We start from the raw sequence: 14,541 nt of genomic DNA, 5'->3' as shown, positions 1-14,541 counted from the left end.
GGCGCCTCCTGTTCAAGGGTGCGCCGCCCCCGTGGACCGGGTTTCGGCCACCAGGACGATGATCATGGCGCACCGGGGGCACCGTACCAGCGCCACTTCCCGCGCCTCTCCTCACCCTCAAGCTCGCCGCGTCCCGTGGCCCACAGCAGCGTCTTCCACGGCTCCGCGCCCCTCGGCACGTCCGGGAAGAGGCGGTGCAGGCTGCGCGCGCACAAGTCGGCCGGTGGCCGGAATTCGACCCCGAGTCCGAGCGCCAGGTCGTGCGCGTGCACCAGCGTCTCGACGACGCCCATCGCGGCGAAGCCCTCCGGGTCGGAGGCGCCGAAGACGTGGAAGCCGCGCGCGGTCGACGGGGTCGTGCGCACCACGGCGGCGAGGATCCCGCCACCGGCCTCCAGGGCCCCGAGCATCGCGGCGGGACCCGCGTCGACCTCGACGGTGATGGTGTTGTCCGGGCCGTCGGGGCGGCGCCGGGCGTAGCCCCAGCGCACGTAGTCGTCCGCCAGGGGCCGCAGCGAGCCGATCTGCGCGGCGTAGAAGAAGAGGTCGTCGGCGAGGTGCTCGCCGGTCTCCCAGCACGTCCACTCCAGCGGGCCCGCCGGGACGTTCCAGTCGGCGTCGAGCGCCGGGCGCAGCGCCTCGACCGTGAGCTCGACGGCCCGCGCGACGTCGTCCGCGGTGACGGGTCCCGGCGCGGCGGCGGGGAGTGGGGCGTTCGGATCAGCTGACATGGCGTGACCGTAACAGCGCGGACGTCACCCGCCCCAGGAGTTTTCCGCCCGGGGACGCACGCCTCTTGGCTCCGTGCGGCCAGGGCCCGACACTGAGCCGATGACGCAGCGTGTGGAACTCGCGACCGTCCTCGACCGGCTCGCCGTCGACGAGTTGGTGACGGACTACGCCGCGGCCGTGGACGACGGGGACTGGGCGGCGTACCGCGCCCTGTTCGAACCCGGCGGCCGTGCCGACTACCGGGAGGCGGGAGGGGTGGAGGGCAACGCCGAGGAGATCGCGCAGTGGCTGTCGACGACGATGGAACTGTTCCCGATGCGCCAGCACCTGATCGTGAACCGGCGCCTGCGCTTCGACACCGTCGACCGGGACATCGGCGACACGGCCCGGGTCCGGGCCGACTACTTCAACCCGATGCGTTTCGCGAACGACGGCGACTCGACGGCCCCCGACTTCATCTGCGGCGGCCGCTACGCCTTCGACCTCGTACGTACGGACAGTGGCTGGCGGCTGCACCGGGTGACGGTCTACGAGAAGTGGCGCCGTACGCCCCGGCGGGGCGTGGGCGGCAGCTGACGGGGCACCCGGGGCGCCCACTGTCGTTGATCGCCGCGGACGCGCACACTGAGGGCACGCGCGACGGTCGTACGTGAGGGGAGGCGCGGCGGATGGCGGGTTGGCGGCAGCGGCTCGACACCTCGCCCTGGTGGCGGGGCGCCGCGGCGGCCGGCGCGGGCGCCCTGCCCGCACTCGCGTTCCCGGCGCCGTCGCTGTGGTGGTGCGCGTACGTCGCGCTCGTGCCGTGGATGCTGCTGGCGCGCTCGGCCGGGACGCCGCGCCGAGCGGCGCTCGACGGCTGGCTCGGCGGTCTTGGCTTCATGCTCGCGGTGCACCACTGGCTGCTGCCGAGCCTCCACGTGTTCACGTTCCTGCTGGCGGCGCTGCTCGGTGCGCTGTGGGCGCCGTGGGGCTGGCTGCTGCGGCGGCTCCTGCACGGCAGGCCGAGCGCGGGCCGGGCGGCGGCCGCGCTCGTCGCCGTCCCCTCGGCGTGGCTGATGGTCGAACTGGTCCGCTCCTGGGAGGGGTTGGGCGGCCCGTGGGGTCTGCTGGGCTCCAGCCAGTGGCAGGTGACGCCCGCGCTGCGGCTGGCATCGGTCGGCGGTGTGTGGCTGGTGAGCCTGCTGGTGCTCGTCGTCAACACGGGTGTGACCCTCCTCGTGATCGCGCGCGGCGCCCGCGCTCCAGTGGTGGCCGGGCTGCTCGCCACGGTCGCCGTCACCGGCGTCGCGTGGGCGTGGGCGCCGCGCCCCGAGACGTCCGGGCAGACGCGGATCGCGGTCGTGCAGCCGGGTGTGGTCAACGGGTACGCGAGCCCGCGGCACCGCTTCGACCGCGAGGTGGCACTGACCCGCCGGCTCGCGGACCGGGACGTCGACCTCGTGGTGTGGGGCGAGAGCAGCGTCGGCTTCGACCTGCCGCGCCGCCCCGAACTGGTGGACCGGCTCGCCGCGCTCTCCCGCGAGGTCGACGCGGACATCCTCGTCAACGTGGACGCCCGCCGCCGCGCCACCGACGGTGCGGGGCAGGGCATCTACAAGAGTTCGGTGCTGGTCGGTCCGGAGGGACTCACCGGCGACCGCTACGACAAGATGCGGCTCGTCCCCTTCGGCGAGTACGTGCCCGCGCGCTCACTCCTCGGCTGGGCGACCTCGGTCGGCAAGGCGGCGGGCGAGGACCGGATGCGCGGCACCCGGCAGACCGTGATGGACGTACGCCACGGCGAGCGGGCGCTGCGCGTCGGGCCGCTGGTGTGCTTCGAGTCGGCGTTCCCCGACATGACGCGGCAGCTGACGAAGGACGGCGCGCAGGTGCTGCTCGCGCAGTCCTCGACATCGACGTTCCAGCACAGCTGGGCGCCCGAGCAGCATGCCTCGCTCGCGGCGGTACGGGCCGCGGAGACCGGCCGCCCCATGGTGCACGCGACACTGACCGGGGTCTCCGCGGTGTACGCCCCGGACGGCTCGTCCGCCGGCCCGTGGCTCGGCACGTCGGCGAGCACGTCCCACGTCTACGACGTCCCGACCGCGCGGGGCACCACGCTGTACGTGCGGTTCGGCGACTGGCCGGTGCACGGGGCGGTCGCGGTCCTGGCGCTGCTCGGGGCGGCGGAAGCCGCGCGGCGGTTGCCCGGTCGGCCCCTGCGGCGATTGAGCAGCGGGGTCCGGGGCGGAGCCCCGAGTCTGTAGGGCCGTGTCATCAGCGACGCGACTCGCTGGAGCCCCGCAGCACCTCCCGCACGACCCGCTCGCACAGCTCATGCGTGGCGAGCGCGTCCCGCGCGCTCAGCCCCTTGCCCGCACGCACCGCGTCGAGGAACGCGAGCACGGCCTGCTCGATACCGCGCTGCCGCGCGACCGGCACCCAGTCCCCTCGGCGGCGCACGGTGGGCTGCCCCTTGTGGTCGACCACGTCGGAGAGGTTGAGCACCTGCCGCTTGGAGTCCTGCCCGGACACCTCCAGGATCTCCTCGGTGGAGCCGCTCAGCCGGTTCATGACGCCGATCGCCGTGAATCCGTCGCCCGCGAGCTGAAGGACGACGTGCTCAAGGAGCCCGTCCGTGACACGGGCGCGCACGCTCACGTCGTCGACCGGGCCGGGCGCGAGGAACCGCAGCGTGTCGACGACGTGGATGAAGTCGTCGAGGACCAACGCGCGCGGCTCCTCGGGGAGCCCGACGCGATTCTTCTGCATCAGGATCAGCTCGCGCGGATGCTCCACGCACTGCGCGTACCCGGGCGCGTAACGGCGGTTGAACCCGACGGCCAGCCCGACGCCCCGCTCCTCGGCGAGCCGCACGAGCCGCTCGGAGTCGGCGAGTTCGTACGCAAGCGGCTTGTCGACGTACGTCGGAACCCCCGCCTCCAGCAGCCGCGTCACGATCTCCGGGTGCGCGGTGGTGGGCGCGTGCACGAACGCCGCGTCGAGCCCTTGCGCGAGCAGCGCGTCGAGGTCGGCGTGCCGCTGCTCCTCCGGCACGCGGAGCTGGTCCGCGACCTCGGTCAGGGTCGCGGGCGTCCGCGTCTGAAGATGCAGCTCAAGCCCCGGCTGCGCGCCGAGCACCGGCAGATACGCCTTCTTCGCGATGTCACCAAGCCCGATGACCCCAACTCTCACGCCTGCCCACTCCCTCTCCGATCCACCAAACCCGGGCAGCATACGACCTCCCACCCCAGCCCCACCGACCACACCCAGCCCCGCCGGGCACATCCAGCCCCGCCGGCGTTTGAGGCGCGGGGCCCGGGGCGGAGCCCCGTGGCGCAGGTAACCCACCCCGCACAGGCGGAGCCCCCGTCACCCATGCGGGGCAACCTCCCCCCGATCACTCCCCCGAACCCCCACCGTCCACCACAGTGACCCCGTGCCCAGAACGCCCAGCTCAACCACAATCCTCCTCACCGCAGCCGCCGCCCTGACCGCCGCGACCACCACCGGCTGCGTCACCATCCGCCCCCCGGTCCCCCTGAAGGGCCCGCCCTCCCCCTCCGTCTCCGCCCCGGCCCCCCGCCCGGACGGCCACGCCGACCGCCGCCCGGTCGTCCAGGCGCCCGCACGCGAGGCCCTGGAGCGGATGAAGTCGGCCACCCCGCGCCACGAGTCCGCGCCGGACGCCGCCCAGAACCCACCGCCCCGCGCCGCCGACCCGGCGCCCCGGCATGCGGCCCCGAAGTCCGACCCCGCCCCACGCCGACCGGCCGCCCCGGACGCCCCCGCCGCCGGAAAGGCCCCGGGTCTCCCGCGCGTCCCGCACGCCACGAAGCCCCCGGCCCACACCGACGTCTGCGCCCTCGGCCGCAAGTACGGCCGCTGGGACCCGGACAGCCCTCAGGCGGCCATCTGCCAGGACGCGTACGGCGGTTGACGCCGAACCACCGCACCCCCGGCCCGATCCGGCCCGCCCCTAGGACCCGCTCCGCGGCGGCCCCAGCGGCTCCCCGCCGGCACGCCCCCCGCCCTCACCTCCCTCTCCCGGCTCCCCGGTGCCCGCCCCCATCGAGGCCACCTTCTCCTCGAGGCGGGTGAGGGCGGCCCGCACCCCGTCCCCGTACCCGTCGTCCCCCAGCGCGCCCGAGGCCGCGCGGGCCTGCGCCAGATGGCTGCGGGCCGCGGCGGGGCGGTCCAACTTCACGTAGTCCGCCGCCAGGTTGAGATGCAGCGACGGGTAGAACGCCCGCAGCGCCAGGGAACCCTCGTGCTCGCTGAGCCGCTCCTGGGTGAGCGAGTCGGCGGCCGACAGCGCCCGCAGGTCCCACGCCAGCTCGTCCGACGGATCGTCCTGCGTGTCGGCCATGTAGTGCGCGAGCGTGCAGCGGTGCAGCGGGTCGCCGTCCTCCCCGATCTCCGCCCAGAGGCCGAGGAAGCGGCCCTGCGCCTCTTCACGGTCACCGCCGTGGTGCAGCATGACCGCCTGCCCGATGCGGCTCATCATGGCGTCGTCCGCCGCCTGTTCACGCTGCTGTGCCACTGTCTCCTCCAAGCTCGGCCGCCCGGCCCGGCCGCGATGGCCGATCCGACGACGCTATCCGCCGCCACTGACAATCCCGCTCAGGCGCGACACCCCCGCGAGCCGGTCGGCGCGCTCAGCCCAGGTTCGGAATGGTCCAGTCGATCGGCGTGTGCCCCTGCGCCGCGATCGCCTCGTTGATCTGCGTGAACGGCTGCGAGCCGAAGAACTTGCGGGCCGACAGCGGCGAGGGGTGCGCGCCCTTCACCACGATGTGCCGCTCCGTGTCGATCAGCGGCAGCTTCTTCTGCGCGTAGTTGCCCCACAGCACGAAGACGGCCGGGTCGGGCCGCTCGACGACGGCGCGGATCACCGCGTCGGTGAACTTCTCCCAGCCCTTGCCCTTGTGCGAGTTGGCCTCGCTCGCCCGCACCGTGAGCACCGCGTTGAGCAGCAGCACGCCCTGCTCGGCCCACGGCATCAGATACCCGTTGTCGGGGATCGGGGTGCCGAGCTCGGCCTGCATCTCCTTGTAGATGTTCCGCAGCGACGGCGGCGTCTTCACGCCGGGCCGCACCGAGAAGCACAGGCCGTGCCCCTGCCCCTCGCCGTGGTACGGGTCCTGGCCGAGGACGAGGACCTTCACCTTGTCGTAGGGCGTCGCGTCGAGGGCGGCGAAGACCTGCTCGCGCGGCGGGTAGACGGGACCCTTGGCGCGCTCCTCCTCGACGAACTCCGTGAGCTCCTTGAAATAGGGCTTCTGCAGTTCGTCGCCGAGGACGCCGCGCCAGGACTCGGGCAGCATCGCGGTGTCGGTCACGTCAACAACCTCCGGGGTTCGGGCCAGTGCGCGCCCGCGCCCCACCGTGCCGGGGACGCGGTCGCATCGACACCCGAAAACCTACCGGCGCCCACTGACAATCGACGCCCGGCCCCGAAGGCGCGCCCTCACCAACTCGTCTTGCGGTGCAGCTCCCACATCATCATGATCGTCGAGGGGTCGAGCGCCCGCTCCCCGCCCGAGATCTCCTCGCTCGCCGCGATGTACTGCTTGCCCTGCCACAGCGGCAGCAGCCGCGCGTCGCGCACCATGATCTGCTGGGCCTGTTCGAACTGCCGCACCACGGCGCCCCGGTCGTTCTCCTTGCGGGACCTCGGGAGCAGTTCGTCGGTGATCTCGGGCGAGACGTACGGCGTGCTCAGGGCGTTCTGCTCGCCCACGAAGGGCGCGATGAAGTTGTCGGCGTCGGGGAAGTCGGGGAACCAGCCGCGCCCGAAGACGGGGTACTCGCCCTTCTTGTAGCCCTGTTCGAACGTCTTCCAGGTCCGGCTCTTGAGCGTCACGTCGAAGAGCTTCGATGCCTCCAACTGCCGCTTGATCTCGGCGAATTCGGGCGCGGTGGCGGAGCCGTAGCGGTCGGAGGTGTACCAGAGGGTGAGCGGGACGGGTTCGTTGATGCCGGCCTCGGACAGGATCGCGGCCGCCTTGGCGTGGCTGGGATCGCCGAAGGCGTCGAAGTAGTCGGTGGTGTGGCCCGCGAGGCCCCTGGGGACCATCGAGTACAGCGGTTCCACCGTGTTCGCGTACACCTTCTCCGCGATCGTCCCCCGGTCGACGATCTGCGCGACCGCCCTGCGCACCGCGCTCTTGCCCGCCCACGGGTCCTTCGGGTTGAACACCAGGTAGCTGATCTCCATGCCGGCGCCCTCGACGAGTGTCACGCCGTTCTCGCCGTGCTGGTCCTGGAGGCGCACGATGTCGCTGGCCGCGAGGCCGCGGAAGGTCGCGTCGATCTTCTTCGCGTTCAGGGCGCCGACCATGGCGGCCGAGGTCTTGAAGTAGCGGATCGTCACGGCGCCGTTCTTGCGGTCCGCGAAGCCCTGGTAGTGCTCGTTGCGCAGGAGTTCGGCCCGGTCGCCTTCGACGTAGGAGCGGAGCGCGTACGGGCCCGAGCCGGTGACCTTGCCGTCCTTGCGCACGGCGTCGGCAGGGTATTCGTCGGGGTCGACGATGGACATGGCGGGGGTGGAGAGCACGAACGGGAAGGTGGCGTCCGACTTGGTGAGGCGGAACGTTACGCCTCGGTCCCCGCGCGTCTCCACCCGGTCGAGGCTGCCCAGCAGGCCCGCGGGCCCGCCCTCCACGCCGATCTTCCGGATCCGGTCGATGGAGTACTTCACGGCCTTCGCGTCGAGGACGTCCCCGTCGGAGAACTTCATGTCCTCCCGCAGCTCGCAGTGGTAGACGCGGTTGGCGGAGTCCTCGAACCGGCACTCGGCCGCGTCCGCCTGCGGTTCCGCGGCGCCCGAGGGCAGTGACACCAGGGTCTGGTAGACGTTGCGGAACAGCTCCCACGAGCCGTCCCAGGACGCCGCGGGGTCCAGCGTGCTCGGCACACTGGTCGTGCCCACCGTGATGGGCCGTTCTTCGGAAGCCTCGCCCGAGTCCATCAGCCCGCACCCGGCGAGCAGGGTCGTCGACGCGATTGCAGCCCACGCGCGCGGGGCAAGGAACCGGTTGAACACGCGCTCGCTCCTCGATCAGCCATGCCAAGGTCGGCAGACAATATCGCAGTGCCCAGCCGGTTCAACTGCTTGAACCGACTGGGCACTTGGCAAGCGAGGACGTTTGTCGGACGTTGTCGGGCAACGCCCGGAATCTGACCTTGCCAGTAGCCCGTCACGACGGGCTGTTCAGCTGACCGATGACGGCTACTCGACGCCCGCGTTGAGGAACTTGCCGCCGTCCACCACGAGGTTCTGCCCGGTGATCCAGGCGGACTGCTCGGAGGTGAGGAACGCCGCGGCGCCCCCGATGTCCTCCGGCACACCGAGCCGGCCCAGCGGGTACGTGGCCGCGACCTCGGCCTCCCGGCCCTCGTACAGCGCCTCGGCGAACTTGGTCTTCACGACCGCCGGGGCGATCGAGTTGACCCGCACCTGCGGCGCGAACTCGTGCGCCAGCTGGAGCGTCAGGTTGACCATGGCGGCCTTGCTGACCCCGTACGCGCCGATGAACGGCGAGGCGGAGACGCCGGCCACGGACGCGATGTTGACGATCGCGCCGCCGTTCTCCTTCTGCCACGCCTTCCACGTCTGCTGCGCGAAGCCGAGCGCGGAGACGACGTTGGTCTCGAAGACCTTGCGCGCCACGTTGAGGTCGAGCTCGGCGATCGGGCCGAACACCGGGTTCGTACCAGCGTTGTTGACGAGGTAGTCGACGCGGCCGAACGCCTCCATGGTGCGCTCGACGGCGGCGGCCTGGTGCGCCTCGTCGTGCGCCTTGCCCGCCACGTAGATCACGCGGTCGGAGCCGAGCTGCTCGACGGCCTCCTTGAGGGCGTCCTCGCCGCGTCCGGTGATGCAGACGCGGTCGCCGCGCGCCACGAGGGCCTCGGCGACGCCGTAGCCGATGCCGCGGCTCGCACCCGTGACGAGCGCGACCCTGCCGGAGAGTTCCACTGCCATGTCCGTGTCCCCCGGCCTCAGTTGAGCGGTCCGCCGGCCACGTACATGACCTGGCCCGAGACGAATCCGGCCTGCTCGCCGGTGAAGAAGGCGATGGCGTTGGCGATGTCCTCGGGACGGCCCACGCGCTGCACCGGGATCTGGGTCGCGGCGGCGGCCTGGAAGTCCTCGAAGCCCATGCCGACGCGGTCGGCGGTGGCCTTGGTCATCTCGGTGACGATGAAGCCCGGGGCGACGGAGTTGGCGGTGACGCCGAACTTGCCGAGCTCCTTGGCGAGGGTCTTCGTGAAGCCCTGGAGACCGGCCTTGGCGGCGGAGTAGTTGACCTGGCCGCGGTTGCCGAGCGCCGAGGAGGACGACAGGTTCACGATGCGGCCGAACTTGGCGTCCACCATGTGCTTCTGCACGTACTTCGCCATCAGGAACGCGCCGCGCAGGTGCACGTTCATGACCGTGTCCCAGTCGCTGGCGCTCATCTTGAACAGCAGGTTGTCGCGCAGCACGCCCGCGTTGTTCACGAGGATCGTGGGGGCGCCGAGCTCCTCGGCGATGCGCGCGACGGCCGCCTCGACCTGCGCCTCGTCGGAGACGTCGCAGCCGACGGCGAGGGCCTTGCCACCCGCGGCGGTGATCTTCTCGACGGTGTCCTTGCAGGCGGCCTCGTCGAGGTCGATCACGGCGACGGCGCGGCCCTCTTCGGCCAGACGGATCGCGGTGGCGGCGCCGATGCCGCGCGCGGCTCCCGTAACGATCGCTACGCGCTGCTCAGTGGTGGACATGCTCTGCGGTCTCCTCGCCCTAGAGGTGCGGCCGCTCCGTCCGGTGCGGGTGAGCAACCGCTTAGTACCTTGTGCGTGCGACGCTAGAAGCACGGGCACCCGGTGTCAACGTGCGCACCCAGTGCCGCTGATCACTCAGCGGCCCGGACCAGGCTCTTTCAGCGCACCAGAAGGTCGAGCAGCCGCTCCGCCTCGGCGGCCGGATCGGCGGTGAGACCGGTGTGCACGGGGCCCGGCTGCACCACCGTCGAGCGCGGCGCGACCAGCCAGCGGTAGCGCCGTCCGGCGTCGTCCGCACCGGCCTGACCGGCGGCGTCTCCCCCGGCGCAGTGCCGCTCGACGGCGCCGAGCACGGCCCGTACGCCGGTGACGTCGGCCTCCGGGTCGAGCGCGAGCAGCCGCTTCTCGTCGAGGTGGGTGAGGGCCGAGACGAAGGACTTGGCGCGGCAGTAGACGACGACACCGGCGTTGATCTGCTCGCCGCGCTCGATGTTCGGTACGACGCGCAGCAGGGCGTACTCGAAGACGTGACGCTCGCTCATCGGGCGGCTCCTTCGGTGACCCAGCCGGGGGCCGCGACGGGCCGGGCGGCCCCGGCGGGCAGGGTGATCCGTTCGTGGACGGTGGCGGCACGCGCGCGCAGGGTCTCGACGTACGCGCGGCGCACGGCGTCCGGATCGTCGAAACCGGGCTCGTCGGCGAGCCACACGTCCGGTACGTCCGCGGCGGCCGCGGTGAGGAGTTCCTCGGTCACGCGCGGCGCGAGCTCGGCGGCGGCGCGCTCCACGTCCGGGCCGAACGGGGCGAGGGCGTGGTCACCGGCGTCGTACGGCTTGTCGGCCCAGGCCGCCGCGCCCCGCCAGTTGTGGTGCCAGATCATCGACGCCCCGTGGTCGATGAGCCACAGCTCGCCGCCCTGGACCAGCATGTTGGGGTTGCGCCAGGACCGGTCGACGTTGTTGATCAGCGCGTCGAACCACACGATCCGCCCCGCCTCCACCGGGTCGACGGCGTACGCGAGCGGATCGAAGCCGAGCGCGCGCGGCAGAAAGCGCATGCCGAGGTTGGTGCCGCCGCTGCCCTTGAGCAGCTCCTGCACCTCCTGGTCGGGCTCGCCGAGACCGATCACCGGATCGAGGTCGAGCGTGACGAGGTCCGGCACGCGGAAGCCGAGCGCGCGGGCCAGTCCGCCGCAGATCACCTCGGCGACGAGCGTCTTGCGGCCCTGTCCGGCGCCGGTGAACTTCATGACGTACGGGACGAGGTCGTCGGCCTCGACGAGACCGGGGAGCGATCCGCCTTCCCTCAATGGGGTGACATAGCGGGTCACGGTGACTTCGGTGAGCATTTCCTCAGGCTATACGTGCCAGGTGACCGAAGATCCACGGTCGGCGGGCACCACCGCGACCGACCGTCGTGACGTCCGCGGCTCAGTGACCGGCGGCCGTGCGGACGAGGCGGGCCGTGTCCGGGTGGAGCAGCAGGTGATGGCCGCCGGTCGTCATCTCCCGCGCCGACCCGATCATCGAGGTGACGTCGACGCTGGTGTAGGGACTTTCGGGCAGCCCCTCCGCCAGCACATCCTCAAGCGTCCGCGGCGGAGGGCCTTCGACGCCCTGGATCCCGTCGAAGCCGAGCGCGCCCCACTTGCGGCCGACGCTGGCCAGGTCGGCGGCGTCCCCGACCATCTGCGCCGACAGCGGGTACATCAGCCCCAGCCGCAGGTCGAGATGGGTGAACGTGCAGATCAGCGGGCCGTCCACGAGCCTTTCCAGCTCCCACAGGGCGCCGTGTCCCGCGACCTGTTGCGGCATGCTGCCGGCGAAGGCGAAATGCGACATCTCGGCCTGGAGGAGCGTGAGCGACGCCAGCGGCACGTCCGTCGGACCGCCCTCCGCCAGGCCGCGCAGCGCGAAACTGGCGGCGCGTCCGCCCAGGCCGTGCCCGACGAGGTGCAGCCGCACGTCGCCGGCCTCCGCGAGGACGCGCAGGCACGGGGCGAGGCCCAGTTCACCGACGAGTCCCGCGCGGCGTCGCAGGACGTGCCGGACGACCTGGCGGAACAGCTCGTGGGCGCCCGCCCACAGGCGCTCGTACTCCACCGCGGGCCGCTGGTCCCCGATCCGGCCGCCCGCCGCCACGGTGCCCGTCCTTCTCACGTGCTCGCTCGGCAGCACGACGGGCCGGGGCCCGGCCACGCGGCTCTCCACGAGGGTGCCCTCCTCGGACACCATGTCCTCGTCGTCGTCGCTCTCCTGCCGAGCGGTGTCGTCGTCCCGCGCGCGTTGCTCCAGTTCGTCGAGGGCTCCGGCGAACTCGGCGCACATGGTGTGGGTGTCCTCGAAGAGCATCAGCGGGTCGGCCTGCGGCAGCACCTCGCCCGCCATGTCGGCGCCGAAGTCGGCGCGCACGTCCTCCAGGGGTACCTCCGCGAGCCGGCGCAGCGCGGAGCCGAGGTCGTCGAACGCGCGCCCGTACGCGGGCTGTTCGTCCAGTAGCCGGAAGACCTCCCGCAACGGCGCGGTGCTGTCGGGCAGTTGCCGCAGCAGGTCGTCGCGCGTGGCCTCGGTGAGGCGAGGGCGGGCGCGCCGCTCCCGCTCGCCCTCCTCGGGGTCGCGGCCGGGCAGCGTCTCGTCCCGGAACAGCAGGGACGGCCACTGGACACCGAGGAGCGCCGCACGGCCCTCGGACCCCGTCTCCGGCCCGCCGTGCTCGTCCAGCGACCGCAGGAACGCGGCGTCGACAGCGTCCCCGGTCCCGTCGTCGTTGTGCACGGCGTGGACCAGAACGAACAGATCACGTACGCCGCTCGCCGCCACGGCGTCACGGGTCCGCTCCGCGGCCGCGCGGTCGAACGCGCCGCGGCTCGTGAGGCGCAGAGCCTCGAAGTCCCGTGCCGCCGAACGGTGTTGTGCCATGACCGACCTCCGAGATCACCTGAGAGAGCACCGCGGCGGCAGCACATCGGAGCGACGTTCACGGCCGCGCCCGGCATGTGCCACGACCCGCCGGGCGGGAGCTGTCCATGTGCCCGCGGTCTTCCGGGGCACGCCGGAACAGCGCCGGACGTACGCCTTTTCTACGTCTCTCGCCTACGGTCGGCGGACGGCCGCTCACGCCGCGGCGGCCCGACAGCTCCACGGCTCGACGCGTTCGCGACGGAAATCGTCACGGCGTTGAACGCCCTCGGATCACCGTGCGTACCACGGGACAACCCCACGGGATCCGGAACACCCCCTCGGCGCACCTCGTTGCGCATGCCCGAACAAGGAAGGGACCTTCTCTCATGACCGCTTCGCAGGAGCAGATCAACGCTTCGCGGGAGCCCGACCCGACGCGTCACATCCCGTCGCGCCGCACCGTCGTCACGGCGGTGGGCGCCGCCGGGATCGCCGCGGCGCTGACCGCGTGCGGCGGTTCGGACGGGGACACGTCGCAGCCCGCGGGAAACGCGTCGTCGGGCGGCGGCGAGCAGGGCAAGGAGATCGCCAGGACCGCGGACATCCCCGAGGGCGGCGGAAAGGTCCTCGCGGACGCCGGGGTGGTGGTGACGCAGCCCAAGGCGGGCGAGTTCAAGGCGTTCAGCAACATCTGTACGCACCAGGGCTGCAAGGTGAACAAGGTCGCGGGCGGCACCATCGACTGCCCGTGCCACGGCAGCAAGTTCTCCATCGAGGACGGCAGCGTGTCGAGCCCGCCGGCCACGAAGCCGCTGGAGGAGAAGCAGATCAAGGTCAGCGGCGACTCGATCACGCTGGCGTAGCGCGCTCCTCGCTCGGGGGCCGCTTCCAGACCTCCAGCACGTCCGACGTGGTCGTCACCCTGGCGACCAGGGCGAGCGTGTGGTCGATCATCGCGGGGGTGTAGTCGGCGGGCACCCCCGCGACGGCGTCCCGCGGCACGACCACCGTGTAGCCGAGGTTCACGGCGTCGAACACGGCGTTCGGCACGGCAACGTTCGCGGAGACGCCGGTGACGACGAGCGTGCGGCAGCCGAGGTTGCGCAGCAGCGCGTCGACGTCGGTGCCCGCGATCGGCGAGAGCCCGTGCAGCCGCCGTACGACGAGGTCCTCCCCCACGACCTCGATCTCCGGAACGACACGCACGGCGTCCGATCCCGTCAGCTGCTTCACGGGGAGCCGCTCGGCGGCCCGGAAGAGCCGGGCGTTGCGACTGGCGCCGCGGCCGTCGGCCCGCCGCTCGGCGACGGCGTGCATGACCTGCACCCCGCACGCGTGCGCGGCCTCCACAAGCCGCCCCACGTTGTCGAGGGCCCCCGACTCCCGTGCCGCGTAGGCGAGTTCGGGCAGCGCGCTGTGCCTGCCGACGACGCCCTCCTGGCACTCGACGGTCAGCAGCACCGTACTCACGGGATCGAGCGACGCGACCAGCCTCTGCGCGGCAGACATGAACACCCCCGGGCCTCAACGGGACTTGCGCGGCGTTTCGAGCGGCTGGAGGCTACCCACCATTGCGTCCACAGGGAAGAGCCCGCATGCTGCGTTCCTGATGTCGTGTCAGGCACGCCCGACACGACTCGCACGTCGGACGCCGGACAAGGGAGCCCGTATGACCGCCACGCAGCGCCGCGGCCGGAAGATCATGATGTCGCCGGAGGAGCGCGACGCGTTCCTCGCCGAACAGCACACGTGCCGCGTGGCCACGGTCTCGGCGGACGGCACACCGCACGTCAGCCCGCTGTGGTTCGTCTGGGACGGTACGTCCCTGTGGCTGTACTCCCTCTCCCGCAGCCGCCGCTGGGCCGACCTGAGGGCCGACGGCCGGGTGGCGGTGGTGGTCGACGCGGGCGAGGGCTACGGGGAGCTGCGCGGCGTGGAGCTGTCCGGCCGCATCGAGTTCGTCGGCGAATCCCCCCGCATGGGCGAACCGAACCCCGAACTGACCGCCGTTGAAGCGCTCTTCGCCCAGAAGAACTTCGGCATGCCCGACATGGTCTACGACGGCCGCCACGCCTGGGCCCGCCTCACCCCCACCAAAACCACCTCCTGGGACTTCCGCAAACTGTCCTCCCTCTGAAGCCCCTCCGGCCATTTCAAGCCC

At 72.1% G+C, this 14,541-nt stretch carries 16 protein-coding genes; 5 read left to right on the top strand and 11 right to left on the bottom strand.

The genetic code is table 11. The features are described from left to right. Positions 1–62: 62 nt before the first annotated feature. Entirely contained in the window at positions 63–731 is a 669-nt protein-coding gene (locus ACYBSK_RS12215; RefSeq protein ID WP_460246046.1) for a maleylpyruvate isomerase mycothiol-dependent enzyme family protein, read from the bottom strand. Positions 732–831: 100 nt separating this feature from the next. Here ACYBSK_RS12215 and ACYBSK_RS12210 point away from each other — a divergent pair, with 100 nt between their 5' ends. Next, positions 832–1,308, top strand: coding sequence for a nuclear transport factor 2 family protein (locus tag ACYBSK_RS12210; protein WP_457476930.1), 477 nt, complete (start codon positions 832–834; stop codon positions 1,306–1,308). 92 nt (positions 1,309–1,400) lie between these two features. After that, entirely contained in the window at positions 1,401–2,978 is a 1,578-nt protein-coding gene (lnt, locus tag ACYBSK_RS12205) for an apolipoprotein N-acyltransferase (protein WP_460246045.1), read from the top strand. Positions 2,979–2,988: 10 nt separating this feature from the next. On the opposite strand, the gene ACYBSK_RS12200 is transcribed toward lnt, so the two are convergent. Then, a complete protein-coding gene (locus ACYBSK_RS12200) occupies positions 2,989–3,906 on the bottom strand; it encodes a Gfo/Idh/MocA family protein (protein WP_460246044.1) in 918 nt (305 codons plus the stop codon). Between the two features lie 244 nt (positions 3,907–4,150). On the opposite strand from ACYBSK_RS12200, the gene ACYBSK_RS12195 reads away from it, so the two are divergent. After that, the gene (locus tag ACYBSK_RS12195; protein ID WP_460246043.1) at positions 4,151–4,651 is read left to right on the top strand and encodes a hypothetical protein; all 501 of its coding nucleotides are present in this window, start codon (positions 4,151–4,153) and stop codon (positions 4,649–4,651) included. A gap of 39 nt (positions 4,652–4,690) precedes the next feature. Here the strand turns inward: ACYBSK_RS12195 and ACYBSK_RS12190 are convergent, their stop codons facing one another. From ACYBSK_RS12190 to ACYBSK_RS12155, 8 genes are all read right to left on the bottom strand, one after another. Then, positions 4,691–5,254 (bottom strand): hypothetical protein, encoded by a 564-nt coding sequence (locus ACYBSK_RS12190; protein WP_460246042.1) that lies wholly within the window; start codon positions 5,252–5,254, stop codon positions 4,691–4,693. A gap of 115 nt (positions 5,255–5,369) precedes the next feature. Beyond that, a complete protein-coding gene (locus ACYBSK_RS12185; protein WP_457476925.1) occupies positions 5,370–6,053 on the bottom strand; it encodes a uracil-DNA glycosylase in 684 nt (227 codons plus the stop codon). A 128-nt stretch (positions 6,054–6,181) separates the two neighbouring features. Next, positions 6,182–7,759, bottom strand: a complete 1,578-nt coding sequence (locus tag ACYBSK_RS12180) for an ABC transporter substrate-binding protein (protein ID WP_460246041.1) — start codon at positions 7,757–7,759, stop codon at positions 6,182–6,184. A gap of 186 nt (positions 7,760–7,945) precedes the next feature. After that, on the bottom strand, positions 7,946–8,701 hold the full coding sequence (locus ACYBSK_RS12175; protein ID WP_457476923.1) for an SDR family oxidoreductase: 756 nt from the start codon (positions 8,699–8,701) through the stop codon (positions 7,946–7,948). Between the two features lie 17 nt (positions 8,702–8,718). After that, complete coding sequence (gene fabG, locus ACYBSK_RS12170) at positions 8,719–9,480, bottom strand: 3-oxoacyl-ACP reductase FabG (protein WP_457476922.1); 762 nt, start codon at positions 9,478–9,480, stop codon at positions 8,719–8,721. A 158-nt stretch (positions 9,481–9,638) separates the two neighbouring features. Beyond that, entirely contained in the window at positions 9,639–10,022 is a 384-nt protein-coding gene (locus ACYBSK_RS12165; RefSeq protein ID WP_457476921.1) for a DUF3037 domain-containing protein, read from the bottom strand. Beyond that, on the bottom strand, positions 10,019–10,828 hold the full coding sequence (locus ACYBSK_RS12160) for a HipA family kinase (protein ID WP_460246040.1): 810 nt from the start codon (positions 10,826–10,828) through the stop codon (positions 10,019–10,021). The genes ACYBSK_RS12165 and ACYBSK_RS12160 overlap by 4 nt, the downstream gene beginning before the upstream one ends. A gap of 82 nt (positions 10,829–10,910) precedes the next feature. Beyond that, entirely contained in the window at positions 10,911–12,398 is a 1,488-nt protein-coding gene (locus tag ACYBSK_RS12155) for a hypothetical protein (protein WP_460246039.1), read from the bottom strand. Positions 12,399–12,766: 368 nt separating this feature from the next. Between ACYBSK_RS12155 and ACYBSK_RS12150 the strand changes: the two genes are divergently transcribed. Then, a complete protein-coding gene (locus ACYBSK_RS12150) occupies positions 12,767–13,243 on the top strand; it encodes a Rieske (2Fe-2S) protein (RefSeq protein ID WP_457476918.1) in 477 nt (158 codons plus the stop codon). On the opposite strand, the gene ACYBSK_RS12145 is transcribed toward ACYBSK_RS12150, so the two are convergent. Continuing rightward, entirely contained in the window at positions 13,230–13,889 is a 660-nt protein-coding gene (locus ACYBSK_RS12145) for a cysteine hydrolase family protein (protein WP_460246038.1), read from the bottom strand. The genes ACYBSK_RS12150 and ACYBSK_RS12145 overlap by 14 nt on opposite strands. A 160-nt stretch (positions 13,890–14,049) precedes the next feature. Here ACYBSK_RS12145 and ACYBSK_RS12140 point away from each other — a divergent pair, with 160 nt between their 5' ends. Then, positions 14,050–14,517, top strand: a complete 468-nt coding sequence (locus ACYBSK_RS12140; protein ID WP_460246037.1) for a pyridoxamine 5'-phosphate oxidase family protein — start codon at positions 14,050–14,052, stop codon at positions 14,515–14,517. Positions 14,518–14,541: the final 24 nt, after the last annotated feature.

The sequence above is a fragment of the Streptomyces sp. BYX5S genome (assembly GCF_054724165.1).
The sequence above is the reverse complement of the archived record's forward strand: the minus strand, read 5'-3'. Positions and strand labels throughout refer to the sequence as shown.